This is a genomic window from Erwinia persicina NBRC 102418, assembly GCF_001571305.1.
Classification (GTDB): domain Bacteria; phylum Pseudomonadota; class Gammaproteobacteria; order Enterobacterales; family Enterobacteriaceae; genus Erwinia; species Erwinia persicina.
Genome location: NZ_BCTN01000012.1, coordinates 39,859 through 66,088, shown reverse-complemented (window position 1 = coordinate 66,088; position 26,230 = coordinate 39,859). Strand labels below are relative to the sequence as shown.

The window sequence follows — 26,230 nt, the reverse complement described above, 5'->3', positions numbered from 1 at the left end:
GATCCAGGAGGAAAAAGTTCGGCCAGTTTAGCATGCTCAGGGCGGGTGGAAAAAGCAGAGTCCAAAAAAGTAGTCTGTTCCTGTCAATCATTGCAGAGAAAGAACGGAGCCTTATGCGGCAACATAAGGCTCCGGGACAGCGGTATCAGCGATTATTGCGGCAGGGCGGTGCCCCATTTACGCCAGTCTTTTGGTTCTTCATCTTCCAGCAGGAAGTGTTTACCGGATGATGCCTGTGGTGCCAGCGGTACCGTAGGCGGTGTGGCGAAGGCGATGCCGCCCTGAATAAACTGCTGGAAGGTGCCGGTTTTCACGACCCCACCGATCAGGCCAAACTTCAGGTTATAGCCGGAAGCCAGCCAGAACACCGAGTTATTACGAACCAGATGCTGATACTTCTTGCTGATCCGCAGCGTGATCTGCACGCGATCGGCCATGGCACCGAGTGACGTTCCGGTGATCGTCCCGACTTCCACACCACGGAATAATACCGGTGTGCCTACCGAGAGCGAACCGCCTTCCGGTGCATCGACCACCACATTCAGACCGTCAAGGTAGCGGGCATCGGTGATGGTTGACTCCTGCAGTTCAAAGCTACGCTGACCGCGCCCCTTACCGGGATCGACATTAATGTACGGCTGCAGCAGGGTTTCAAGATGGTTTACCCCGGCAGCAGAAATTTGCGGAGAAACGACTGAGAAACGCGTACCCAGACGGGCGAAATCCTGCACGTATTCCGGATAGAGCACCGCTTTCGCAATGACCTGCTTATTCCCTTCGCCTAAGGCCAGTGATTCCAGTTGTCCGATGGTGATGCCCAGATAGCGGATTGGCATTCCCGGCGATAGCTTGCTGGCATCATAGGTGCGCAACGTAATCTGACTGCCGACAGCGCGCGCGGCCGTTTCAGAGTCATACAGCATACGTTTATCTTTGCGGGTTAAGCCTACCCCAGCACCGGACAGATTATCAAAGCTGATCGCCCCTTTCAGGGCCCGATTCAGCGGTGACGCCTGCACCGTTAACCCACTTCCATTCAGCTGCACTTTTGCACCACCTTCGGCCCAAAAGACGCTGCTCTGTGTCAGCAGGCGGCGATACTCAGGTTTAATATGAACGTTCACATCAAACGAATCGGCTAGCGGTTTCACGCTGACAATCTCACCCACCTGGTATTTGCGGAACAGCACCACCGATCCGGCCTGAATATCGGGCAGGCTGCTGGCAGTGAGCGTCAGCGTGGTAGGCAGTGTATCGCCAGTGATGCCTTCCTGCGCTTTTTCACTGTTGGCATAAAGGGGGTAATCGGTTTTGGGTTCGCCCTTTTTACCGGGATCGAGGCGGATACCGCCGTCTACCCATTCACGTGCGCTGGCTCCAAGGACTTCCATGCCGTCAATGCCCAGCTTAACGTCAAGACGACTGTTAATAATAAATTTACTGTCCGCATGCACCAGATCGCGATATTCCGCGGCCACGGCCACCTTGAAATTCACCCCTTTCTCGGTCAGCGTACGTTTCACCACCTGACCGATGCGCATTCCGTGCAGCATCAGCGGCTGGCCGGCATCAATGCCATAGCTCTCCGGGGCGGTCAGTGTCAGCTCCAGCACATTGGGCTGTTGCAGAGGGGCCTCATTGTCTGGCAGAACCACAAAATGAGTCTGCGGCGCGCCTTCGCCCGGGATCAGCTCCAGCGTATTACCGGTCAGCAGGCTGCTCAGGCTGGTGTCGCTCAGGCTGACTTTCGGGCTGCGCATTTCAATACGCGTACCGGTGCGCATCAGACCGGTCACCGAAGGATCAAGCGTCAGTTCGCCGCTGACTTTGCCATTGTCCAGTAGCGTCATTTTGGTCAGCGTACCCACCTCAAGCCCCTGGTACATCAGCGGGGTACTGTCTTCTTTCAGGTTTTTGCCGTCAGGCAGGTCGAGTGAAATCATCACGCCGCGCTGGCTCTGGGCCAGATCGGGATAAAGGGAATAACTGTCATCCGATTTAGCCGCCTGCGAGGTTTCCGGCGAATCGAAGGCAATCGCCCCGTTGACCAGGGCCGCCAGACTCTCCAGCTGGACTTTTGCCCCGCTCAGACCAACATCGGCCTTTACGCCGGAGACATTCCAGAATCGGCTCTCTTTTTTCACCAGATTGGTGAAGCGGCGTTCAATCAGGACGTCGATGGTGACGCCCTGATTGCCGGAATTCAGGCTGTAATCATAGACACGACCCACCGGGATTTTACGGAAGTAGACCAGCGATCCGCTGTTCAGCGCACCCAGATCGGGGGCATGGAGGTGGATCATCATTTCGCCGGTATTCACACGATACTTAGGCTGGGTATCAAGGGCGACAAAGTTTTCACTCGGTTCCCCTTTGCCAGGCATCATGCCGATGTAATTACCGCCGACCAGCGCATCAAGTCCAGAAACACCGGCCAGAGAGGCTTTCGGCGTGACCAGCCAGAATTGTGTATCTTTGCGCAGGGCATCACGCATATCGCTCTTGATACTGGCTTTGATCTTAATGGTGCGCAGGTCATCGGTCATGCTGATGCCCTGTACCAGACCCACTTCCACCCCCTGATAGCGAACCGGGGTGCGGCCGGGCACAATGCCGTCCGCCGTCGCGAAGTCGATGGTGACCGTTGTGCCACGCTCCTGATAGTTCGTCCAGATTAGCCAGCCGGCAATCAGCAAAGCGATAAACGGCAGCAACCAGAACGGCGATATTTTGCGCCGGTTTTTGATGCGTGCGCTAGTCGGTGTAGTCGGCGTTTCCTGTTGCATGTGCATCCCAAAGTAAACGGCTATCCAGCCACTCAACGGCAAGGATAGTGAGTATGACTGCTGACCCAAAATAGAAGGCAGCCGGTCCCATAGTAAAAGCCAGTAACTGGTCGCGATTGACCAGCGACATCGTTAATGAAATGACAAACAGATCGAGCATCGACCAGCGGCCCACCCATTTCACCACGCGCAAAAGGCGGATGCGGGTTTTCAGACCCTGTTCACACTTGAAGTGGATGCTGACAAGCAGCGTCAGCAGCACGATAACTTTCGTAAAAGGTACTAATATACTGGCAATAAACACCACGATAGCCACAGGGATATTACCGGAGGCCAGAGAAAGTATTCCAGAGAGGATAGTATCCTCCTGACGGGCACCGTTCAGATAGATAATCGAAATCGGTAACAGATTCGCCGGGATCAATAAAATAATCGAGGCTATCAGGGATGACCAAGATTTTTGCAGACTGAAGCGGCGGCGATAGCGCAGGGGCGTATGGCAGCGTGGGCAGCGTCCCCGATCGTCAGCCAGACCCGTGTGGTGACAACTCAGACAGACCCGCAGCTTGTCAGGGGCGACGTGAGGATGGGGCTGCGGATAGAAGCGATGCCACAGCTGCTCCACATTAAGATGAATCAGCGTCACCAGGCTCAGCACTGTCAGCAGGACGAAGGCCACCAGCCCAATCCCGGGGGTAATATCCGCATATTCCTGAACCTTAATTGATGCGATGGCAACACCCACCAGATAAATATCCAGCATGACCCACTCTTTTAACCTGTCCAGCATCAGCAGCACCGGGCGCAGGTTCATGCCCAGTTTATGACCAAAATAGAGGTAGGCAATCGACGCCACCAGGGTCACCGGGGCACCGATGGTACAGAAGGCGACCATCGAGGCGGTGATCACGTCCCCCTGCTGGGTCATTTGCACGATCCCCCCCAGCAGGCTGGCGTAAATATTGGTGCCCAGCAGTCGGATCGACATCAGCGATTCATTAAATGCAAAGGGCATCAGCAGCAACATGGTGACGGCCATCGCTGTCAGACGTGTCATTGACCAGTCGCGCCCGTTAAGGATAAGCGCGTTGCAACGAGGGCAGTGCGCTGACTGGCGTGATTTCACATCTGGTAAGGAAAAAAGGGTATCACATTGGGGACATCGCTGATAACGTGCCTGTGGCAGAGCATGACTAATGGCGTTTATTTTCATATTCCCGATCGTGCTTTAGCCCAGACAGTGCAGGTACAGGGCAGGTTAGGCTGGTTAACGCCAGGAGAGCTAGACTCAGTATAGCCATGCTTTAGTGTTCGGATAATTCTAAGGTTATAGCAACTAAAAGAATGATTCACCTCGCCGACTGGTTTTTTAATGCTTAATTTTATCAGGCGAAGCGCCACTGCGCTTCGTTTCAGTTTCTACAATGGTTAAACAATGACAAAAGCAGAATTTTATACCGACCTCAATCGTGACATGCGTGCTCTTCTGAGCGGTGAAACCAGTTTCCTGGCAGTGATGGGCAATTGTAGCGCGCTTTTATATGAACGTCTTGATGGGGTTAACTGGGCGGGTTTTTATCTGTTAACGGAAGAGAATACGCTGGTCCTCGGGCCGTTCCAGGGGAAAATCGCCTGTGTGCGCATTCCTGTCGGGCGCGGCGTTTGCGGTACGGCGGTGGCTGAAAAGACCGTGCAGCGTGTGGCTGATGTTCACGCTTTCGCCGGACACATTGCCTGTGATGCGGCCAGCAACGCTGAAATTGTGCTGCCGCTGGTGGTTAATGGCAGCGTTATCGGTGTTCTGGATATTGATAGTGTTGAATATAACCGCTTTGATAGTGAGGATGAAGCGGGGCTGAAAGCGTTAACGGACGGGCTTTGCGAGGTGCTTGCCGGATCGGATGTGGAAAAATTTATTCACATGAAACGCACCTAAAGCGCTGGATCACGTAGCAATTGCTGATGGGGTCATTATAATGTCGCCTGTTCATGCCTGCGCTGATTGGCAAACCCGTTGTAATCAGGAAATTTCATGGAAAATCAACCTAAGTTGAATAGCACCAAAGAAGTCATCGCCTTTCTGGCGGAGCGTTTCCCACAATGCTTTAGCGCCGAAGGCGAAGCACGACCACTGAAAATCGGAATATTTCAGGATCTCGTCGACCGCGTGCAGGGCGAAATGAGCCTGAGTAAAACTCAGCTTCGTTCTGCACTGCGTCTTTACACTTCCAGTTGGCGCTATCTGTATGGCATCAAAGCGGGCGCAACGCGCGTCGATCTTGATGGCAATGCGTGTGGTCAACTGGACGAACAGCATGTTGAACATGCGCGCAAGCAGCTTGAAGAAGCGAAAGCGCGCGTGCAGGCACAGCGCGAACAGCAGCAGGCGAAAAAGCGTGAAGCGGGTGAAGAAACCACCCCGCGTCGTCCGCGTAAACCTGTTCGTAAACCTGCGGCAGAAGGTGAGCAGCCACGTAAAGTGCGCAGCAAACCTGCACGTCCACAGGCAGAACAGACTGCTTCCGCTCCTCGTACCGAGACCCAGCCGGAACCGCGTAAGCCGGTTACCGACACCTCAGCATTGCAAGTCGGCCAAAATATTAAAGTCACCGCAGGTAAAAGTGCGATGGATGCCACCATTCTGGAAATTTCCAAAGATGGCGTTCGGGTACAGTTAGCTTCCGGCCTGGCAATGATAGTACGCGCAGAACACTTGCAGTTCTGATACGGAGGCTAATCAGGGCATGAACACTCTTTTTAAAAGCACTATCGTTGCGGGCCTGCTGATAGCGGGCAACGTTTTTGCGGCGGATAATATTACGCGCGCCGATCAAATCCCGCAGTTACATCAGGAAGCACAGCATGCCACTGTCAGTGAGCGTGTCACCTCCCGTTTTACCCGCTCCCACTATCGCCAGTTCGATCTCAACAAAGATTTTTCCGTTAAAATCTTTGAGCGTTATCTGAACCTGCTCGACTACAGCCACAATGTGTTGCTGGCGTCGGATATTGCGCAATATGCGGACAAAAAAACCACGCTGGGCGAAGAATTTAAAAGCGGCCAGCTTTCGGCGTTTTACGATCTCTATAATCTGACGCAAAAACGCCGTTTCGAACGTTATCAGTACGCTCTTTCCGTACTGAATAAGCCGATGAATTTCTCCGGCAATGACACCATTGATATCGACCGTAGCAAAGCGCCATGGCCCAAAAGTACCTCAGAGCTGAATGACCTGTGGGATGCCAAGGTTAAATATGATGAGCTGAGCCTCAAGCTGGCCGGTAAAGATGAGAAAGAGATCCGTGAGGTTCTGACCAAACGTTATCAATTTGCCGTGCGTCGCCTGGCGCAGAGCAACAGCGAGGATGTGTTCCAGCTGGCGATGACGGCGTTTGCCCACGAAATCGATCCCCACACTAACTACCTGTCACCACGTAATACTGAACAGTTCAATACCGAAATGAGCCTGTCGCTTGAAGGTATTGGTGCGGTCCTGCAGATGGATGATGACTATACGGTCATCAATTCCATGGTCGCCGGAGGCCCGGCGGCGAAGAGTAAAGCGATCACCGTCGGTGACCGCATTGTCGGTGTCGGCCAGCCGGGTAAACCTGTCGTTGATGTCATTGGCTGGCGTCTGGATGATGTGGTTGCCCAAATCAAAGGACCGAAGGGCAGTAAAGTCCGCCTTGAGATCCTTCCGGCCGGAAAAGGCACAAAAACCCGCACCGTAACGCTGACGCGTGAAAAAATTCGCCTGGAAGATCGTGCGGTGAAAATGACCGTGCACAACGTCGGCAAGCAGAAGGTTGGCGTGCTGGACATTCCTGGTTTCTACGTGGGACTGACCGACGACGTTAAAGTGCAGTTGCAGAAGCTGCAGAAGCAGAATATTGACAGCATTGTTATCGACCTGCGCACCAACGGCGGTGGGGCACTGACGGAAGCGGTATCGCTTTCCGGCCTGTTTATCCCAAGTGGCCCGGTAGTACAGGTTCGTGACAACAATGGCAAAATTCGTCAGGATAGCGACACCGATGGTGTCACTTACTACAAAGGGCCGCTGGTGGTGCTGGTTGACCGCTTCAGCGCGTCGGCATCAGAGATCTTTGCTGCGGCCATGCAGGACTATGGCCGTGCGCTGATTGTCGGTGAGCCGACCTTTGGTAAAGGTACTGTGCAGCAGTACCGTTCGCTGAACCGCATCTACGATCAGATGCTGCGCCCTGAGTGGCCGGCCCTGGGGTCTGTACAGTACACCATTCAGAAATTCTACCGCATCAACGGCGGCAGCACTCAGCGCAAAGGGGTGACTCCGGATCTGCTGATGCCTACCGGCGTGGAAGCGGTCGAAACCGGTGAGAAGTTTGAGGATAACGCCCTGCCGTGGGACAGCGTGAATGCGGCAAGCTACGTTAAAACAGGTGACCTCAAGCCCTTTGAACCGCAGCTGATCAAAGCGCATCAGGATCGTATCGCGAAAGATGCTGAGTTCCAGTACATCATTAAAGATATCGCCCGCTTTAATGCCAACAAAGACAAGCGCAATATCATTTCACTTAATCTTGCTGAACGCGAGAAAGAGAATCGGGAAGATGATGCCCTGCGTCTGGAACGCATCAATGCCCGCCTGAAAGCGGAAGGGAAAAAACCGCTGGCGAAGGTGGACGATCTGCCAAAAGATTATAAAGAGCCGGATCCGTATCTTGATGAAACGGTGAAAATTGCCAATGACCTGGCGCAGCTGGAAAAACAGCAGCCGCCGGCCTCTCCGGCAGCGGCCAAATAAACGCCACAGGCACAGCAATCGCTGTGCCTTTTTTTTATCTCCTTCTGTGGGGCCCAAAAAGTAAGACAAAGTGTAAAGTTATGTCTTTTTAAACACTTAAAGATTAAGAGTGCTTGAAAAGCGCAGTATTGACCTTACGATAGTGTTACGCGAAAAGCGGAATAACTGAGGAAGAATAAATTTTATGATGCGTATTGCTCTTTTCCTGTTAACCAACCTTGGGGTAATGGTGGTTTTCGGGCTGATCCTCAGCCTGACAGGGATCCAGTCAAGCAGTGTTATGGGCCTGATGATCATGGCAGGTCTGTTTGGCTTTGGCGGTGCGTTTGTTTCACTGCTGATGTCGAAATGGATGGCGCTACGCTCCGTTGGCGGTGAAGTGATTGAACAGCCGCGCAACGAAACCGAACGCTGGCTGATGGAAACCGTGGGACGTCAGGCGCAGCAGGCGGGTATCGCCATGCCGCAGGTCGCCATTTACCATGCCCCGGACATCAATGCTTTTGCTACCGGCGCGCGCCGCGATGCGTCACTGGTTGCGGTGTCTACCGGGTTGCTGCAGAACATGAGCCGTGATGAAGCTGAGGCCGTGCTGGCGCATGAAGTCAGTCACATTGCTAACGGCGATATGGTGACCATGACCCTGATTCAGGGGATTGTGAACACCTTCGTGATCTTTATCTCGCGTATCCTGGCGCAGCTGGCCGCAGGCTTTATGTCCGGCAACCGCGATGAAGAGGGGAGCAGCAACGGTAATCCGATGGTTTATTTCGCGGTGTCCATGGTGCTGGAACTGGTCTTCGGTATTGTCGCCAGTATCATCACCATGTGGTTCTCTCGTCACCGTGAATTCCATGCGGATGCAGGCGCAGCGCGTCTGGCTGGGCGTGAGAAGATGATTGCTGCACTGCAACGTCTGAAAACCAGCTATGAGCCGCAGGAAGCCAGCAGCATGATGGCATTCTGCATCAATGGTAAGTCCAAATCGATGAGCGAGCTGTTTATGTCGCATCCACCGCTGGACAAACGTATTGAAGCGCTGCGCAGCGGTGAGTACCTGAAATAGCCCTGACCGCTGTTCTGTAAAAACCCGCCGCTGGCGGGTTTTTTTATGTCAGGCGTTTCCTGGCTGCGTCATTCTCAGGGCGCTGATCAGTGCAGCCAGGGCGGCAAAGCAGCCTGCCAGCAGCAGAGAGAGGTGGGTGCCCTGGGTGGAAAACAGATTAAACATCAGCGCCACCAGTGCAGCACCGCTCGACTGACCAAACAGGCGTGCTGTTCCCAGCATCCCACTGGCACCGCCGCTGCGATGGCGCGGGGCCGAGGAAATAATCGTGTGATTATTTGGCGACTGAAACAGTCCGAACCCGGCACCACACAGCACCATACGCCAGATAATATCAGCATCTGTGGGGGTCGCAGGCAACAGCGCCAGGGCAAAAAGCCCGGTGGCAAACAGGGCCAGCCCGACAGCACCCAGCAGCCCCGCGTGGAAACGCTCAATCAGCCTGCCGGCAACCGGGGCCATCACCATCGTCGCCAGTGGCCATGGGGTCAGTAACAGGCCGGTGACGACTTCGCTGCGGCCCAGCACGCCCTGCAGAAAGAAGGGCAGAGAGACCATCGCCAGCATCTGGGCGCAGAAAGAACAGATCGACGTGCCGATGGAAAGTGCAAACACTGGTATGCGGAACAGATCCACCGGCAGGAGCGGGAACGTCATCCTCAACTGACGGCGGATAAACAGGGTGCCGACAACGGGCAGCAGCAGCAGTTGTACCAGCAGCAGCGAGCCGTTAACGCCCTGCGCAAAGCCACTCAGCAGCGAAATCAGCAGGCCGAAGGTGAGGGCGTTCATCACCGCGCTGGTCACATCAAAACGTTGCCCCTGGGCCTTCTGCTGATTGTCGGGCAGGAAGCGCAGCGCCAGAAAGAGCGCGACAATGCCCACCGGGATATTGATCAGGAACAACCACTTCCAGGAGGCCACGGAAAGGATGGCGGCAGCCACCGTAGGCCCGGCAGCGCTGGAGACGGCCACAATCAGCGAGTTGATCCCCATCCCCCGGCCCAGCAGGCGTTGTGGGTAGATAATGCGTATCAGCGCCGTGTTCACACTCATCAGCGCCGCTCCCCCGAAACCCTGCAAAATGCGGGCCACGGTCAGCATCGTCAGCGAGTCTGAAAGCGCGCAGAACAGTGACGTGCAGGTAAACAGCACCAGTCCGGCCTGGTAAATACGACGATAGCCAATCATATCGCCGAGGAAGGACAGTGACAGCAGTGACATTATGATCGCCAACTGATAGGCGTTCACAATCCAGATAGACTGCGCCGGGCTGGCCCGGAGTTCACGGGCAATGGTGGGCAGGGCGACATTGGCAATCGCACCATCCAGCACGGCGACCGTAATACCCAGCGCAATGGCCATGATCGCACCGTAGCGCTGGGGTAAAGGTAAGCCGTCGTTCGGGGAATCAGGAGGCATGTTCATGAAATAATCAGGGGAGCGAATATCATCATGCTAATGGATTTTACGGAATTTTCCAGTCTGTAAATGACTGAAAACTATCAATGGATGTGTCGGCCTGTGTGCCGTCAGCATTGCACCCGGATAGCCTCAACCGTATACTGGAAATAGCGTTCCACTTTTTATAAAACAACAAAGGATAAACATGACCAGTGCCGATACTGATAAGCAACCCGATTCCGTCTCTTCGGTAATGAAAGTGTTCGGCATTTTGCAGGCACTGGGTGAAGAGCGTGAAAATGGTATTACCGAACTGTCGCAGCGGGTGATGATGTCGAAAAGCACCGTTTACCGTTTTCTGCAAACCATGAAAAGTCTTGGCTACGTGTCGCAAGAGGGGGAGTCCGAGAAGTATGCGCTGACCCTCAAGCTGTTTGAACTGGGTGCGAAGGCGCTGGAAAATGTGGATTTGATCCGCAGTGCGGACGTGCAGATGCGCGATATTTCCCGTCAGACCAAAGAGACCATTCACCTCGGCGCGCTGGAAGAAGACAGCATTGTCTACATTCATAAGGTCGACTCGTTGTATAACCTGCGTATGTATTCACGTATAGGTCGCCGTAACCCGCTACACAGTACAGCAATAGGCAAAGTCCTGCTGGCCTGGCGCGATCGTGCCGAGGTTGAAGCGATCCTGAGTGGCGTGGAGTTTACCCGCAGCACCTCTAAAACGCTGGAGAGCAGTGCGGCATTGCTACCGGTGCTCGACAGGGTGCGTTCTCAGGGTTTCGGCGAAGATAATGAAGAGCAGGAAGAGGGGTTACGCTGTATTGCTGTCCCCGTGTTTGACCGTTTTGGTGTGGTGATTGCCGGCCTGAGCATCTCCTTCCCGACGATCCGTTTTTCCGAAGAACACAAAAAAGATTATGTGGCGATGCTGCATCAGGCAGCAAAAAACATTTCTGAGCAGATGGGTTTTCACAACTACCCCTTCTGAGTGAAACGGGCCGGCAGCAAGCCGGCCCGTGCGATCACTCAGTTATCAACCACTTCCGTACTTTTTCTCAGCAGGGGGCAGTCGGTCACACCGACAATTCCGCTGTCGGTATGCAGATACTGTGCAATAACCATCCCGCGCGCCGTCAGATACTGGCACTGCAGACCCATTCCTGCGACATTTTTAGTGCTGCCCGTCAGGACGCCATAGCCTGTCAACAGCATAGCCAGCCAGATAATGACCAGCAGGGCAACGATGCGTAGCAAGAACTTCATTTATATCCCCTTATTATTTTTTTCAGGCGGTGTTCTCACCGTCCGCGTTCATCATAACAGCATGATACGCACTGTCGTTAAAATCGATAAGAGGATGCTGAATCCGCGTCCGGCCGGCGCAATAAGATTTGTGTGATGCCGCTATCAATTATCCTTCGGGCAGGTAAAATCATGCCTGCGGCGCGGCCATCATTTGGCCGCCCATTTTTCAGCTTTTGAGGCAGGTATGAACGAGATGACAACGGGTACGATGGATGTCGTATCGATGGGTATGGGAGCGGTACTGGTGCTGGCCGGTCTGCTGGTCTGGTTTTTTGTTAATCGCGCCAGCGTCAGAGCGAATCAGCAGATACAGCTGCTGGAATCGCTGCTGGAGGAGCAGAAACGGCAGAATGTGATGCTGCTGCGGCTGACCAATGCGGTGGCCGGAAAAGAGCAGGCTGAAAAAGCCAGCGATGCAGGCGATAACAAAGACTTCACCCGCCTGATCCCTGAGCGCTGAGTCAAAAAAGGAGCCGTCATGGCCTGGCAGAACCCCTGGTATAATCCGTCCCTCCCGCACCATACGCGTGAGGGATTCCGCAACGCCGAAGCGGATATGCGTCAGGACGGTGACCTGAGGCGCTGGCGGCGGGAACGTAAACAGCAGGGGCTGCCGCTGCCGCCGTCCGGAGGGTATAAGCAGTTTATCCACCAGTGGTGGCAGCCTGCCAGCCTGAGCGGCGAAGCAGACGCCGTCTGGTGGCTCGGTCACGCCTGCCTGATGTTGCGCACCGCAGGGCGCTACACGCTGATTGACCCGGTGCTTTCCAACAGGGCATCACCGCTGAGTTTCATCGGGCCTGCGCGTAAAACCCCGCCAGCGCTCGCCGTGGAAGATCTGCCCGCCCTGGATGTGGTACTGATTTCGCACAATCATTACGATCACCTTGACCGCGAAACCATAAAGAAAATCCTGCGTCGTTTTCCGCAGGTCACTTTTGTGGTGCCGCTGGGGCTGCAGGCGTGGTTTCAGCGGCTCGGTGCCCGTCAGGTCGTGCCACTGGACTGGTGGCAGCAGACAGAGGTTGCCGGACTGACAATACATGCCGTGCCCGCCCGGCACTGGAGTATGCGTACCCTGTGGGACCGTAACCGTTCCCTGTGGTGCGGCTGGGTTATCCAGCATGTCGCTCTGAATTTCTGGTTTAGCGGTGACAGTGGATATTCAGAAAATCTGTTAGAGATCGCGCGTCGTTTAGGGCCATTCAACCTTGCGGCCTTACCGGTAGGAGCCTATGCACCTAAATGGTTCATGGCAGGGCAGCATATGGATCCTGACCAGGCCGTGTCCCTGCATCATGCGATTGGACAACCTTATACGATCCCCATCCACTGGGGCGTGTTTGAGCTTGCTGACGAGTCACTGGACGAGCCGCCGCAGGCGCTGGAAACGGCCATGCAGTCAGCCGGTCTTGATACAACCCGCTTTAACGCCTTGAGGATAGGGGCTCATATCCTTCTCGATAATATAAATTAAGAATTATCCTAATGTTAAATTCCGAATCAAAGCAGAAATAACAAGTTAAGAGAACGGTGTCTAATTATTCAGTCCCCATGAACATAATATTGATAATACCCATATTCAGATCAATGCATTTAAATGGGGCATTGTGTTTTTCATTTTCCTGATTTTGGTGCAACGCTATTATTCAGTGGTGCTAATGTCTGATTTTCATACAACCAGAAGCGGTATTAGTGTGAGAACCTTGCCTGACCATCGATAAGAACTGAAAAAGCTTTGCCATAATTATGCAATAATTTCAGCAGTAAATATTCTTTTTACGCAGTATCGGCATAGACTTCATACTGTGTGCGGTCTAAGATATCAGCAGACTGTGCAGGTGGTGAAAGGGTTCTGTGTGGCAAAGAAGTGTTCGTTGCTGATGTCGCATCATGCATGAAAGTGCATTCTGTGCCGGGTATCGATTTAAATGTGTGCGACATCTCTATCCCCGTTTAAAAATGACTTGCCATTAATTAACGGATATGTGATAAAACATTCGGGTAAAACGAGGTACAGTTCTGTTTATGTATGGCATCTTCAGTAAAGAAGTTCTGAGTAAAGACGTTGACGTTGAATACCGCTTCCTTGCCGAGCCTTAATTTAGTGCCTCATGCAGTAATGTCTCTGGTTTTTCTGTACGTAAAGCCCACGGGCGAATAAACACTCTAAGGAATTTGCAAAATGGCAAAGATTAAAGGTCAGGTTAAGTGGTTCAACGAGTCTAAAGGTTTTGGCTTCATCACCCCAGCAGACGGCAGCAAAGATGTATTCGTACACTTCTCTGCAATCCAGGGTAATGGCTTCAAAACTCTGGCTGAAGGCCAGAACGTTGAGTTCGAAATTCAGGACGGCCAGAAAGGCCCTGCTGCTGTGAACGTCACCGCTATCTAATTTTCGATCTGAGCCTGTCAATGACGCCCTGTGCGTAATCCAGGCTGAAATCTGAATACTGAGCCTCGTCAGAAATGACGGGGCTTTTTTGTCTGCGTTAAGCGGCGTGACAGCGGGATTTTAGCTGGCGTTTACAGTACACTGCTGCGTCGTCAGATTTATGGAGTGTTGTCTATGTCGTACCAGTGTCCTCTCTGCCAGCAGCCGCTGTCATTAACTCAGCGTACCTGGCGCTGTGAAAATCAGCATCAATTTGATCAGGCCAAAGAGGGGTATGTGAATCTGTTGCCGGTACAGCATAAGCGTTCAAAGCAACCTGGTGACAGTGCCGATATGATGCAGGCGAGGCGTATTTTCCTTGATGCCGGTCACTATCAGCCGTTACAGGAGCGGGTCAGTGAGCTGCTGGCGGGCGTGCTGCCAGAGGACGGGGTAAACGTTCTGGATATTGGCTGCGGGGAAGGGTATTACACCCACCATGTCGCCCAACGTCTGGCAGAGAAAGGGGATGCCAGAGTGTACGGACTGGACGTCGCTAAAATTGCCGTTCGCGCCGGGGCGAAGCGTTACCACAACGTGGCGTTTTGCGTCGCCTCCAGTCATCGCCTGCCCTTCAGCGATAGCCTGTTTGATGCGGTTCTGCGTATCTATGCTCCCTGTAAGGCTCAGGAACTGGCCCGGGTGGTGAAATCCCAGGGTTATGTTCTGACGGTGACGCCAGGCCCGCGCCATCTGATGCAGTATAAAGCGCTGATTTACCAGGATGTCCAACTGCACGACACCACGCCGGAAAAGATGCCGGGCTTTACGCTGGTGCAGCAGGAGCAGCTCACCTATCCCATGGTGCTGAACAGTGAAGAGTCCGGGGCGTTGCTGCAGATGACGCCTTTTGCCTGGCGCGCCCGTCCGGAAGTGTGGGGCATTCTGGCCACCACAGAACAGTTTTCTTGTGAAACCGACTTCACGCTTCGCCTGTGGCAGCGCGATAATGACATGGCCACCACCCCGATAATTAACGACTTTCCAGCATAACCTGATAAATTTTTTCAAGGTCATCCAACTGGCGAACGTGGATCAGTAACCGGCGGTTTTCCAGGGCAATCACCAGCACGCCATCCTCCGAAAGATTGATGGCGCTGATACGTTCCCAGCGGATAAAAACATTGGCGTAGAAGAAGCCAGCCTGCTTGAGCAACAGCTTGGGGGCACGTATCCAGAATAACCATACCGCCAGGGCACTCAGCGCCATCAACAGCAGGGTGGTGAGTTGCGGGCCGCTATCACTGACGTTCTTATAGATGAGGATAACCAGCAAGCCAATAAAAATAAGGCTGTCGATCTTATTACGGCGCTGCAAGCGAATTTTCAGCCGCGTCGGACCGTGAAGGCGGTCCATAATCCATTCATCGTAGATGGCATAAAGCAGAATTAATGCAATAAATAGCACAATACAATAATCAGTCAAAAACATATCAGAGCCCATAAAAAGGGGCCAGACTGTGCTGGCCCCGGAGTGAAAACAAAACTAATTAACTTCAGACACCGAGCAGACCAATCCAGTATCCGAAGATACCAATCGCAAAGAAGCCCATGATAATCCACAGCGCGTTAACTTTACGGCGCAGCAGCCACATACAGCCGAAGGTAAGCAGCAGAGGGATTAAACCCGGCATCAGCTGGTCAAGAATCGACTGAACGGTGGTGACGGTGGTTTTACCCGTCTGGTCGGTGATCCTGGACACCACCAGCGGAACGTTAACATGCGTCCACTTGTTCACCAGCGCGCCCATAACAAAGAGGCCGAGAATGGACGCCCCCTCAGTCAGTTTCTGCAGGAAGCCGCCGCCCATATCGCTGACGATATCCACCCCTTTACGGTAGCCGTAAGCCACACCGTAATAACGCACCAGTAAACGTACCAGATTAAACAGCACAAAGAACAGCAACGGGCCGAGCAGGCTGCCGCTCATGGCAATGCCGGCACCCAGTGCGGCAAAGACCGGACGCACGGTCCCCCAGAAGATCGGGTCACCGACACCCGCCAGCGGCCCCATCAGGCCCACCTTGATGCCGTTAATTGCCGCGTCATCAATGGCTGCGCCGTTAGCGCGCTGCTCTTCCATCGCCATCGTCACGCCCAGCACCGGGGCCGCAACGTAAGGGTGGGTATTAAAGAACTCCAGGTGGCGTTTAATGGCCTGTTTGCGATCGTCATTATTCTCAGGATACAGGCGGCGGATCACCGGCACCATGGAATAACAGAACCCCAGTGCCTGCATACGTTCGAAGTTCCACGAACCCTGAAACAGGTTAGAGCGTAAGAACACACCGCGAATATCGCCTGGCGTCAGTTTCTTTTGCGTAGCGGTAGCTGTTGTATCAACCATTTCTCTCACCTTTCCTTAATCGAGTTCGTTATCAAGGTCGTTATGTGCCGGCCCTGACGCCTGTGCACCCGCAACACGGTTATATTTTGGTGCCAGCTGGATATACAGGATAGCCATCACCACGCCAATCACGCCCAGCGCGACCAGGTTGAAGCTGGTAAATGCCGCGGTCACGAAACCCAGATAGAAGAACGGCATCAGATATCCGGCACGCATCATGTTGATCACCATAGCGTAACCGACGACCACGATCATGCCACCGGCAATATTCAGACCGTTGGTGACCACATCCGGGATCGAGTTAAGCAGTTCCTGCACCACATGCGTACCGACCGAGACAGCCACAATCAGCGCGGGGATAGCAATACGCATCGCCTGCAGAACCAGTGCTGAAACGTGGATCCACGAGATCGCGGTCAGGTTGCCTTTTTCGGCGGCTTTATCGGCCGCATGCTGGAAGGCCACGGTGATGGTACGCACGATAATGGTCAGCACCTGGCCTGCAGCAGCAAGCGGAATAGCCAGTGCGATACCGGCACCGACGCTTTGTCCGCCAGCAATAACCAGAATGGTGGAAATGATGGAGGCCAGGGCCGCATCGGGGGCCACGGCGGCCCCGATATTCATCCATCCGAGGGCGATCATTTCCAGCGTACCGCCGATGATGATCCCGGTTTTCATGTCGCCCAGTACGGCACCTATCAACGTACAGGCCACTAAGGGCCGGTGAAACTGAAACTCATCGAGGATGGAACCCATGCCTGCGATACAGGCGACGATAAATATCAGTACAATTTGTAGCGTGGTAATCTCCATTACACTTTTCCTCTTTCATGCCAGAACGGAGTTCAACCTGAGTTTTCAGGCCACGGTCTATTGCGTCATTTTGTCGATCAGATCCATCATTTTCAGTCGCTGGTCGCTGGAGACTTTACGGACTTCCAGTTCGATACCACGCTCGTTCAGTTTTTTAAACGCCTCAATATCCTTAGCGTCGACCGATACCGCGTTATTAACCTGCGTTTTTCCCTGACGGAATGCCATGCCGCCGATATTGACGGTGGTGATGTTGACGCCTTCCTCGACCAGACGCAGGACATCAGTCGGGTTGGTGAATAACAGCATGACTTTATCTTTGCCGTACTTAGGGTTATTCCATACGCGTACCATTTTCGCGACGTCGACAACGTGCGCGGTGACACCCGGAGGGGCAACCTGAGTGAGCAGCGTTTTGCGCACGTTATCGGCGGCGACCTCATCGCTCACGACGATAATGCGCGTGACGTTGGTCTCTTTGGTCCAGCGGGTAGCCACCTGACCATGGATCAGACGGTCATCGATGCGGGCAAGCCCAATTTTCATATGATCGCCGGGCTGCATGGGGGCCTGGGGAGGGGCGGGCGCTTTGACGGCGGCGGCGACAGGCGTGGCCTCGGGCAGCTTCGCTTTCAGTGCCTTCACGCCTTCACGTCCGGTTTCAACCGCCAGAGCAACCAGCTCATCAAAGGTAGGATTATCGTCGCGCGCCATCAGTACTTCGACCAGCATCGGGATATTGACCCCGGCGACTACGTCGTAATTCTCTTTATCGACGACCAGGCGACTGGCCGCATTGAACGGGCTGCCTCCCCAGGTATCGACGAGGAACAGCACGCCCTGTGCACTGTCCATTTCTGCCAGTCGCGTCTGGTATTTCTCCATCAGCGTTTCGGCATTTTCCCCGGGGACAAAGTCGATCCAGCCGACATTTTCCTGCTCCCCTAACAGCATTTCGGCAGTCTTCAGTAGTTGTTCTGCCGCCCAGCCGTGTGTGCCGATCATAATAGCAATAGTCACTTGCTACCTCCTTTATACGTTGGCAACGGCTACAGCCAGCTAGCCGCGCAAGGGTCATCTGAATCAACAGGCATTCAGTATGATTAAAGTCCAACTTTTACTGCGACGTGCTCAAAACGGATCAGTAGTTCTAAACACACAGCCATAAACGGGATTTATTTTAGTATGCGAAAAAATAAATATTGTGACGGTGCTCAGTTATTTAGACGTTAACCTGGATTTCAGGAACCCTGATGAAACATTATCCAGAAAGTGGCAAAACATGCCCGAGTGTAAGAAATTATTTTGACGCTACTGTTTCAACTGCTAAAGTAATGATCCTTTTTCAATACAGGAGTAACGGGCCTCAGCCCTCCCTATGGACTGTCACCGAAGTCGCTTAATCATGCCGCCGGGCTACCCGGTCTTGTTTTCAACGTCGCCAGACGTCACCTTACATTCCACTCGTTGTTATCCCTGCTGCACGCTCATCCGAACGTTTGCTGCCTGTTCCCGTTCCTTTTTTCGGAGTCTGTCATGGAATTTCTCTTAGACCCCTCAATCTGGGCAGGTCTCTTTACGCTCATCGTTCTTGAGATCGTGCTGGGTATCGATAACCTGGTATTTATTGCCATTCTTGCCGATAAGCTGCCGCCAAAACAGCGTGACAAAGCCCGGCTGATTGGCCTGTCTCTGGCCCTGATTATGCGTCTGGGCCTGCTGTCGCTGATCTCATGGATGGTGACATTAACCCGTCCTTTGTTCAGCGTAGGAGACTTCAGCTTCTCGGGCCGTGACCTGATCCTGTTGGTGGGTGGACTGTTCCTGCTGTTCAAAGCCACCATGGAGCTGCACGAACGGCTGGAAAACCGCGATATGAACGCCGGCGGTAATAAAGGATATGCCAGTTTCTGGGCCGTGGTGGTACAGATTGTCATTCTTGACGCCGTGTTCTCCCTGGATGCGGTAATTACGGCCGTTGGAATGGTTAACAACCTGGCCATCATGATGACCGCGGTGATCATTGCGATGGGGGTCATGCTGCTGGCGTCCAAGCCGCTGACGAACTTTGTTAACGCGCATCCGACTGTGGTGGTGCTGTGTCTGAGCTTCCTGCTGATGATTGGTCTCAGCCTGGTGGCGGAAGGCTTTGGCTTCCATATTCCGAAAGGCTACCTGTACGCCGCCATTGGCTTCTCAATCCTGATTGAGCTGTTCAACCAGATCGCCCGTCACAACTTTATGCGTCATCAGGAACGGCGTCCGATGCGTGAACGCACCGCAGAGGCTATCCAGCGACTGATGGGCGGACGTCGCCAGAACGAAAGCCATAGCAGTGAAAGCAGTGAAGTTGCCGCTATCATGCCGCAGCAGGCGTTTAAGGACGAAGAGCGCTACATGATCAACGGCGTCCTGACGCTGGCCTCCCGTTCGGTGCGCAGCATCATGACCCCGCGCGGTGAAATCTCGTGGGTAGATGCGTTGCGTCCGGTGGATGAGATCCGCATCCAGCTGCTGGACACCCCGCACAGCCTGTTCCCGGTATGCAGGGGCGAACTGGATGAGATTATCGGCGTGGTGCGTGCTAAGGAGCTACTGGTAGCCCTGGAGCACGGGATTGACGTGGTGACCTTTGCTGCGGCCACACCGCCGATTATCGTGCCGGAAACGCTGGATCCGCTGAACCTGCTGGGTGTCCTGCGGCGTGCAAAAGGCAGCTTTGTTGTGGTAACCAATGAATTTGGCGTTGTGCAGGGGCTGATCACGCCGCTGGACGTACTGGAAGCTATTGCCGGGGAATTCCCGGACGAAGACGAAACCCCGGATATCATTGCTGACGGTGACGGCTGGCTGGTGAAAGGCGGAACCGATCTCCACTCGCTGCAGCAGTTGCTGGATACGCAGGATCTGGTTCGACCGGAAGACGACCACGCTTCCCTGGCCGGTCTGCTGATTGAGCAGAAAGGGCAGTTGCCTAAGCCGGGTGAAGTGATAGAGATGTTGCCGCTGCGTTTTCAGATTATCGAAGCCACTGACTATCGCATTGATCTGGTGCGCGTAACCAAAGAGCGCGATGAGCATGATGAAGACGATCAGTAATCCTTACTGACGTGCAGGTAATAAAAAGCCGGGGATACCCCCGGCTTTTTTTATGCTGAGTACCGTACTTAAGCGTCCAGCGACTCGTCATGATTAATCAGCCAGTCCGGGAAATCCCCTAATGGCATCGGTCGGGCATAGAAATACCCCTGCAGGACATCCACGCCTTTCTCGCGCAGATAGGCTGCCTGTTCTGCCGTTTCCACCCCTTCGGCCACCAGGCTGATATTCAGCCGCTGTGCCAGGGAGATCACCATATCGGTCACCGTCGCATTAATGGCATCCGTACCGATAGCCGCGGTAAAGACTTTATCGATTTTCAGCACGTCCGGACTGAGTGTTTTGAGGTAGGAGAGCGAACTGTGTCCGGTACCAAAGTCATCGATCGCCAGCTTGACGCCAATTTTATGCAGATGGGACACCACACGCTGATCCACCACTGGCAGAGAGTCGCGCTCTGTCAGTTCAACGATTAGTTGAGGCTTAGGGTTTGCGGGCCACCACAGACGCTGCAGATCATCAATAATCGCCCGCTCATGGAAGTGGCTGGCTGCCACGTTAATGGCAATGTGAAACGAATTGCAGCCGGGCAGATTGGGCAACTGCCGGACCGCCTCACTGATAACAAAGCGTGTGAGGGGAGCAATCAGATTCTGCCGCTCAGCCAGCGGGATAAAGACATCGGGTGGTATCCAGCCCTGTCTGGGATTGTGCCAGCGCAGCAGCAGCTCAATGCCGTCACAGGCGCCGGTACGGGCATTAATTAGCGGCTGACAGTAGACCATAAACTCGCGTGCGGTAATGCCATAGCTGATTTGCCAGGAGAGGCTCATGCGGTTGGCCGTGGCAAGCCAGACGATATAGCCCATCAGTAAACTGAGCAGCAGCGCCAGCGGCAGTTGAGACGGTACGGTCAGTAAAGAAAGACGGGCGGGTGAAGGGCCGAACAGCGTGATAGAGAAAGGGTAACGCAGCGAAGACTCTTCGTAACTGACTTCGTCAGGCGAGGGCACCGCTGGCTCAATCATCGGATTACCGTATTCAAGACTTTTCCCCCCGACGTTGAAGATTGCCCGCTCGACCCAGGGGAGGGTGGGTTCCAGCAGATAATTGGTCATCAGTTCAATATTAATGACCTGGATAATCCCTGAACGGTTATCCAGCGAACGCGGCGTCCATAACAACAGAACCGGCGAACCTTTAATCAGGTGTTCATCCACCGCCAGCATCATTCGCTGATTATTCACTGCCAGTTCAGGGTAGCTGTCAGTAAAAGGGATATCTGAACTGCCGTAAATGCTTGAACAGTAAATCCGGTCTTCGTCGACCAGAAGAATCGAACGCACTGTCTGTAATGAAGCGAGTTTTTCAATCAAAGGAAAACGGATTTCACTACAGGTCAGGCCTACCAATCCAATGGTGTTATTGGCGGCCACGTCCAGGGGTGAGAACATGCGATCAAAGCGCTGGATGGCGTTATTGGCAAAGGTACGCGACTGTTGCTCTATTCGGTTTTTTTCTTCCACAAAGCGGAAAGTTAATGTGAGAATGAGCACCAACGCGGCAACAACCGCAGCGATTAGCAATCGCTTACGGCGAAACTGTCCGAATACTTCCTGGGACATTTGCATCAGTAACCACCCTTTAGAACAAGACGCGTATATAGAGACCGAATACTAATTATCGGCAACTGATGCATTTAGTTTAGTTGCGCTGAAGAGAAAAGCTGAATGGCTTAAAAACAGAGAGTTACTCTCAGAAACTGCGCCCAAAACACTTTAGCGACTTCTTGATGTCGACGATAGCGGGGCGCTGAATTATTTTTACTGCGGTGAAATTGAGAAACGCCACCCGGGAGGGTGGCGTTAAGATATCAGTCACACTGGACTTTAATTGCCAGACCACCCCGTGACGTTTCACGGTACTTGGCATTCATATCTTTGCCGGTCTCGTACATCGTTTCAATGACCTTATCCAGTGACACGCGGGCCTCACTGGTGCGGCGCATCGCCATGCGGGCCGAGTTGATGGCTTTTACCGAGGCAATGGCATTGCGCTCAATGCAGGGCACCTGCACCTGACCCGCGACCGGATCACAGGTCAAGCCAAGGTTGTGCTCCATCCCGATCTCGGCGGCAACGGCAACCTGTTCCGGGCTGGCGCCCAGCAGCTCTGCAAGGCCAGCGGCTGCCATTGAGCACGCCACGCCCACTTCACCCTGACAGCCCACTTCTGCACCTGAAATCGATGCATTCATTTTATACAGAATGCCAATCGCCCCTGAGGCCATAAAGTAGCGGGTGAAAATTTCCGGGGTAACAGGTTCAATAAAGTGATCGTAGTACGCCAGCACGGCAGGGACGATACCACAGGCACCGTTCGTTGGCGCAGTGACAACACGGCCACCGGCAGCATTCTCTTCGTTCACTGCCAGCGCAAACATATTCACCCAGTCGATGACGATCATCGGGTCGCTGGACATTTTATCGGATGACACCAGCAGACGGCGCAGGGCAGAAGCACGGCGCGGAACCCGCAGCGGCCCGGGCAGTACGCCTTCGGTATTCAGACCGCGATCGATACACTCACGCATGGTTCGCCAGATATCGGTGAAGTAGCGTTCAATATCGGCGCGACTGTGCACCGCAAGCTCATTTTTCATGACCATGCCCGACAGGGACAGCCCGGTCATCTGACAGTGGGCCAGCATCTCTTTTGCGGAATTAAACGGGTAAGGGACGGACACTTCATTGACGACTGACTTACCAAAATTCTCTTCGTCAACAATAAATCCGCCACCCACGGAATAATAGGTTTTGCTGTAAATGCGCAGTTCACCGGCAAAGGCATGGATAGTCATGCCGTTTTCATGCAGGGAGAGATTGTCGCTGCGGAACACCATACCGCCTTCACGCGGGAAATCCACTTCGTGAACCCCGTTAGCCAGTAACAGGCGCTGACGTTGTTCCACATCGCGAATGAAGGCAGGAATGCCGTCGATATCCACGCTTTCCGGTGATGCACCGGAAAGACCCATAATAATGGCGATATCGGTATGGTGCCCTTTGCCGGTAAGGGAAAGAGATCCGTAGACATCGACAGCAATACGCGTCACCGAAGAGAGCTGGCGATTGTTCACCAGATCGTCGACGAACTGTTTGCCGGCTTTCATTGGGCCAACCGTATGAGAACTCGACGGGCCAATGCCGATCTTAAACATGTCGAAAACGCTAATCACGTTGTACGCTCCTGTAAGGATTTTAATCACGCTGTGGGAGAGGTAAGAACGGGTGCCCACATATTTGCGAGAAATATAAATGAAAAAGCACCGTATTGCAGTGATTTGGATCGCCCGTTGGCAATAATCTGGTGAAAAATAATGTAAAGACGGATTTTGATGCAACTAATGCCTGTATTTTAGCCGATCTCTCAGGATTTTGCCACTTGCAGGCTCAACTGACGGATGATCCCGCCAGTCATTCCCCAGATAAAGTAGTCATCGAACCAGGACAGCCATACGCGATGTGTCTGGCCGGCGCGATGAATATCCAGAGCGGAATAACGCCCGGGGCGAAGCGCTTCCTCCAGCGGCATTTCAAAGATAGATTCGACTTCCCCCTCATTAGCCTGCCAGCGCAGGCCAGCGGGCAGGATGCCTACCACTGGCGTGACCTGAAAACCGGTGCTGCTGGTCACCGGAGGCAGTACGCCAATGACGTTAACCGCATCGGGTGGGATCGCCACCTCTTCCCAGGCTTCGCGCAGCGCAGTGGCCACCAGGGAGGTATCGCTACTGTCCATCATGCCCCCGGGGAAGGCGACCTGACCCGCATGTTTGCGCAGCGTGGCGGCACGGCGGGTCAGGAGCAGCGTCGGTTCAGGATGGGCAATAATCGGCACCAGCACTGCCGCCTGACGGCGCGGTAAATTAGGCTGTCCTGCTGACGGAGGTTGTAAGAGAAAACGCGTCAGGAAGTGCGACAGCACGGAGGGTTCAGAACGTATCAAGCGGCGACTCCAGGCACGGCAGAATGCGGTTTACTTTATCAAACGTTTCCTGATATTCCGACGCTTCGTCGCTGTCGGCAACGATGCCTCCCCCGGCCGCGCAGTAGAGCGTACCCTGTTCGGCGATCAGGGTGCGGATAGTTATACTGGTATCCATCCGACCGCAGACACTGAGATAACCAATGCTACCGCACCAGGCATTCCGCCGCTGGGGCTCCAGCGTTTCAATGATTTCCATCGCCCTGACTTTCGGCGCGCCGGTAATGGATCCGCCGGGAAAACAGGCGCGGAGAAGGTCACAGGCGGTCAGGTCTGACTTCAGTTCGGCCGTAATGGTACTGACCAGGTGATGTACTGCCGGAAAGGGTTCGACGACAAACAGCTGGGGAACCTTCACGCTGCCCGGCACGGCGACCCGGCCAATATCATTGCGCAGCAGGTCGACAATCATCAGGTTTTCACTGCGATCTTTCGGTGACTGTGCCAACCTCTCTCCCTGCAGCCGGTCGGCCTCGGGATCGGCCAGCCGTGGCAGGGTGCCTTTAATGGGCCGGGTTTCAATCTGCTGCCCGGTGAGTTTAATAAAACGCTCCGGCGACAGGCTGAGGATCACGCTGTCCGGCAGGCGAATAAAGGCGCTGAACGGTGCGCGATTTTGCCGGCACAGACGCAAAAAGGCCTGCCATTCATCGCCCTGATAGCCCGCGGCAAAACGCTGAGCCAGATTAACCTGATAACAGTCGCCTGAAAGTAACCATTGCTGGATCTGGCGAAACTTCTCACCGTACTCTTCCCGTGACATATTTGCGCGCCAGGGGTGGGTCAGATGGAAAGCGGAAACCGTTGCGGGCTGCTGTACTTCAAGCCACTGAAGGCGGGCCGTGAGGTCGCCATGTACCACCAGCGTCAGCGTCTGTTGGTGATGGTCAGCAATCAGCGCCCAGTCATAAATCCCGACAGCCATATCTGGCGTGGTCAGCTGCGCTTCTGCCGTGGATGGGAGCTTCTCAAAACGCCGGCCGAGGTCATAGCCAAACAGACCCAGCGCGCCACCCTGAAACGGCAGATCCTGATGCTGTTCTGCCTGCAAGCCGCAGGCAGCTAACTGCTGTTGCAGCAGCGTCAGCGGATCGTCGCCTGAGCGCTGTTGCGCACCATCCGCATCAATGGTGGTCACTTTGCCGCGGGTGGTCAGCGTGGCGCGGGGGTCGGCCACCAGGATATCAAAGCGATTATCGCTGTGATCGGCAAATCCGGAATGCAGCAGCATCGCCCAGGGGTGGTGGGCGAGGTGGGCAAAATGATGCTCAATGGCATCTGGGGTATAATGGAGACGGTGATAAACAGGTGACATGGTTCTTCAGCAGTGAAATTTCATTCATACGCCAAGCGTGACATATTTTTATGTCGCTGGCATCTCTTTGTCGCCCGTGGAATAATCCGCACCGCAAACTACCTCAGGAGTCACTATGTTTACAGGATTACCCGCACTGTCACATGAGCAGCAGCAGGACGCGGTAGAACGCATCCAGAAGTTGATGTCAGAGGGCATGAGCAGCGGCGAGGCGATAACGCTGGTTGCTGCAGAAATCCGTGAGAATCACACCGGTGGACACGTCCCGGTGATGTTCGATGAGGATGAAGAAGATTATATGGGTGACAATAACCACGACGAAGAAGAAGAAGAGTACGACGAATAAGTGGTTAACCCCTGCCAGATCGGCAGGGGAACGTATTATCTGGCGGCAACAATTTTAATTTCTACCCGATATTTCGGGTTCATCAGGTTGGCCTGTACCGTACAGCGCACCGGCGCGTTACCCGGCGACACCCACGCATCCCACGCACGATTCATTGCTGCGAAATCGTCTTTATCCACCAGGAAAATGGTGGCATCCAGAATTTTGCTTTTATCTGAACCGACGCGGGTCAGCAGGTTATCGATCACCGCCAGGGCATTGGCCGTCTGTGCTTCTGCATCCTCATCCAGATTTTCCGGCACGCTGGTGTAATACACCGTATCGTTATGGATCACGGCTTCTGACATCCTGTGTTCAGGATCGATACGTTCGATGGTCATATTAGCTCCTTTTTCAATGCGCTTAAAACCGCGACAGACTGGCACAGATTACCGCTCTCTGTCACCTAAAGGGTGGAGTGCGCAG

The 26,230-nt window shown here is 53.9% G+C and carries 24 protein-coding genes and 1 pseudogene; 12 read left to right on the top strand and 13 right to left on the bottom strand.

What is annotated here, in order from left to right; genetic code table 11:
• Positions 1–152 precede the first annotated feature (152 nt).
• A complete protein-coding gene (locus EPE01S_RS14140) occupies positions 153–2,786 on the bottom strand; it encodes a PqiB family protein (RefSeq protein ID WP_062746226.1) in 2,634 nt (877 codons plus the stop codon).
• Complete coding sequence (gene yebS, locus EPE01S_RS14135; protein WP_062746224.1) at positions 2,755–3,999, bottom strand: membrane integrity lipid transport subunit YebS; 1,245 nt, start codon at positions 3,997–3,999, stop codon at positions 2,755–2,757. The genes EPE01S_RS14140 and yebS overlap by 32 nt, the downstream gene beginning before the upstream one ends.
• Before the next feature lie 222 nt (positions 4,000–4,221).
• Here yebS and msrC point away from each other — a divergent pair, with 222 nt between their 5' ends.
• The 4 genes from msrC to htpX all read left to right on the top strand — a co-directional run bounded on the left by msrC (position 4,222) and on the right by htpX (position 8,642).
• The gene (msrC, locus tag EPE01S_RS14130) at positions 4,222–4,722 is read left to right on the top strand and encodes a free L-methionine (R)-S-oxide reductase MsrC (RefSeq protein ID WP_062746222.1); all 501 of its coding nucleotides are present in this window, start codon (positions 4,222–4,224) and stop codon (positions 4,720–4,722) included.
• A gap of 96 nt (positions 4,723–4,818) precedes the next feature.
• The gene (proQ, locus tag EPE01S_RS14125) at positions 4,819–5,511 is read left to right on the top strand and encodes an RNA chaperone ProQ (RefSeq protein WP_062746221.1); all 693 of its coding nucleotides are present in this window, start codon (positions 4,819–4,821) and stop codon (positions 5,509–5,511) included.
• Positions 5,512–5,530: 19 nt separating this feature from the next.
• Positions 5,531–7,576, top strand: a complete 2,046-nt coding sequence (prc, locus tag EPE01S_RS14120; RefSeq protein ID WP_062746220.1) for a carboxy terminal-processing peptidase — start codon at positions 5,531–5,533, stop codon at positions 7,574–7,576.
• A 184-nt stretch (positions 7,577–7,760) separates the two neighbouring features.
• On the top strand, positions 7,761–8,642 hold the full coding sequence (htpX, locus tag EPE01S_RS14115; protein WP_062746218.1) for a protease HtpX: 882 nt from the start codon (positions 7,761–7,763) through the stop codon (positions 8,640–8,642).
• A gap of 48 nt (positions 8,643–8,690) precedes the next feature.
• On the opposite strand, the gene EPE01S_RS14110 is transcribed toward htpX, so the two are convergent.
• Positions 8,691–10,064: an MFS transporter gene (locus tag EPE01S_RS14110; protein WP_062746414.1), complete on the bottom strand. Its 1,374-nt coding sequence runs from the start codon at positions 10,062–10,064 to the stop codon at positions 8,691–8,693.
• Positions 10,065–10,251: 187 nt separating this feature from the next.
• Between EPE01S_RS14110 and kdgR the strand changes: the two genes are divergently transcribed.
• Positions 10,252–11,043: a DNA-binding transcriptional regulator KdgR gene (gene kdgR / locus EPE01S_RS14105; RefSeq protein WP_062746214.1), complete on the top strand. Its 792-nt coding sequence runs from the start codon at positions 10,252–10,254 to the stop codon at positions 11,041–11,043.
• A 38-nt stretch (positions 11,044–11,081) separates the two neighbouring features.
• Here kdgR and EPE01S_RS14100 read toward each other — a convergent pair whose 3' ends face one another.
• Positions 11,082–11,318 carry a YobH family protein gene (locus EPE01S_RS14100; RefSeq protein ID WP_062746211.1) on the bottom strand — a complete coding sequence of 79 codons (237 nt, stop codon included), beginning with the start codon at positions 11,316–11,318 and terminating at the stop codon, positions 11,082–11,084.
• 226 nt (positions 11,319–11,544) lie between these two features.
• On the opposite strand from EPE01S_RS14100, the gene EPE01S_RS14095 reads away from it, so the two are divergent.
• The 5 genes and pseudogenes from EPE01S_RS14095 to rlmA all read left to right on the top strand — a co-directional run bounded on the left by EPE01S_RS14095 (position 11,545) and on the right by rlmA (position 14,787).
• Positions 11,545–11,820: a YebO family protein gene (locus EPE01S_RS14095; RefSeq protein ID WP_062746412.1), complete on the top strand. Its 276-nt coding sequence runs from the start codon at positions 11,545–11,547 to the stop codon at positions 11,818–11,820.
• Between the two features lie 18 nt (positions 11,821–11,838).
• A complete protein-coding gene (locus tag EPE01S_RS14090) occupies positions 11,839–12,837 on the top strand; it encodes an MBL fold metallo-hydrolase (protein WP_062746209.1) in 999 nt (332 codons plus the stop codon).
• A gap of 551 nt (positions 12,838–13,388) precedes the next feature.
• Positions 13,389–13,460, top strand: a pseudogene (locus tag EPE01S_RS23485) (DUF2627 domain-containing protein); the annotation flags it as partial.
• 85 nt (positions 13,461–13,545) lie between these two features.
• Entirely contained in the window at positions 13,546–13,755 is a 210-nt protein-coding gene (gene cspE, locus EPE01S_RS14085) for a transcription antiterminator/RNA stability regulator CspE (RefSeq protein ID WP_001062678.1), read from the top strand.
• Positions 13,756–13,929: 174 nt separating this feature from the next.
• The gene (gene rlmA / locus EPE01S_RS14080) at positions 13,930–14,787 is read left to right on the top strand and encodes a 23S rRNA (guanine(745)-N(1))-methyltransferase (RefSeq protein ID WP_062746206.1); all 858 of its coding nucleotides are present in this window, start codon (positions 13,930–13,932) and stop codon (positions 14,785–14,787) included.
• Here the strand turns inward: rlmA and EPE01S_RS14075 are convergent.
• The 4 genes from EPE01S_RS14075 to manX all read right to left on the bottom strand — a co-directional run bounded on the left by EPE01S_RS14075 (position 14,768) and on the right by manX (position 17,978).
• The gene (locus EPE01S_RS14075) at positions 14,768–15,226 is read right to left on the bottom strand and encodes a DUF986 family protein (protein WP_062746410.1); all 459 of its coding nucleotides are present in this window, start codon (positions 15,224–15,226) and stop codon (positions 14,768–14,770) included. The genes rlmA and EPE01S_RS14075 overlap by 20 nt on opposite strands.
• A 64-nt stretch (positions 15,227–15,290) precedes the next feature.
• Positions 15,291–16,142 (bottom strand): PTS mannose transporter subunit IID, encoded by an 852-nt coding sequence (locus tag EPE01S_RS14070; protein ID WP_062746204.1) that lies wholly within the window; start codon positions 16,140–16,142, stop codon positions 15,291–15,293.
• A 15-nt stretch (positions 16,143–16,157) separates the two neighbouring features.
• On the bottom strand, positions 16,158–16,958 hold the full coding sequence (locus tag EPE01S_RS14065) for a PTS mannose/fructose/sorbose transporter subunit IIC (RefSeq protein WP_062746202.1): 801 nt from the start codon (positions 16,956–16,958) through the stop codon (positions 16,158–16,160).
• Positions 16,959–17,015: 57 nt separating this feature from the next.
• Positions 17,016–17,978, bottom strand: coding sequence for a PTS mannose transporter subunit IIAB (manX, locus tag EPE01S_RS14060; protein WP_062746200.1), 963 nt, complete (start codon positions 17,976–17,978; stop codon positions 17,016–17,018).
• Positions 17,979–18,494: 516 nt separating this feature from the next.
• Here manX and EPE01S_RS14055 point away from each other — a divergent pair.
• Entirely contained in the window at positions 18,495–20,057 is a 1,563-nt protein-coding gene (locus EPE01S_RS14055; RefSeq protein ID WP_062746198.1) for a TerC family protein, read from the top strand.
• A 68-nt stretch (positions 20,058–20,125) separates the two neighbouring features.
• On the opposite strand, the gene pdeD is transcribed toward EPE01S_RS14055, so the two are convergent.
• The 4 genes from pdeD to pabB form a co-directional block, all read right to left on the bottom strand.
• A complete protein-coding gene (gene pdeD / locus EPE01S_RS14050; RefSeq protein ID WP_062746196.1) occupies positions 20,126–21,688 on the bottom strand; it encodes a cyclic di-3',5'-guanosine monophosphate phosphodiesterase PdeD in 1,563 nt (520 codons plus the stop codon).
• A 242-nt stretch (positions 21,689–21,930) separates the two neighbouring features.
• Positions 21,931–23,295, bottom strand: coding sequence for an L-serine ammonia-lyase (locus EPE01S_RS14045; protein WP_062746194.1), 1,365 nt, complete (start codon positions 23,293–23,295; stop codon positions 21,931–21,933).
• Positions 23,296–23,486: 191 nt separating this feature from the next.
• Positions 23,487–24,062, bottom strand: coding sequence for a CoA pyrophosphatase (locus tag EPE01S_RS14040; RefSeq protein WP_062746408.1), 576 nt, complete (start codon positions 24,060–24,062; stop codon positions 23,487–23,489).
• A complete protein-coding gene (pabB, locus tag EPE01S_RS14035) occupies positions 24,052–25,419 on the bottom strand; it encodes an aminodeoxychorismate synthase component 1 (RefSeq protein ID WP_062746191.1) in 1,368 nt (455 codons plus the stop codon). The genes EPE01S_RS14040 and pabB overlap by 11 nt, the downstream gene beginning before the upstream one ends.
• A gap of 115 nt (positions 25,420–25,534) precedes the next feature.
• On the opposite strand from pabB, the gene EPE01S_RS14030 reads away from it, so the two are divergent.
• Complete coding sequence (locus EPE01S_RS14030) at positions 25,535–25,765, top strand: YoaH family protein (RefSeq protein WP_062746189.1); 231 nt, start codon at positions 25,535–25,537, stop codon at positions 25,763–25,765.
• 35 nt (positions 25,766–25,800) lie between these two features.
• Here the strand turns inward: EPE01S_RS14030 and EPE01S_RS14025 are convergent, their stop codons facing one another.
• Entirely contained in the window at positions 25,801–26,145 is a 345-nt protein-coding gene (locus tag EPE01S_RS14025; RefSeq protein WP_062746186.1) for a RidA family protein, read from the bottom strand.
• Positions 26,146–26,230 lie beyond the last annotated feature (85 nt).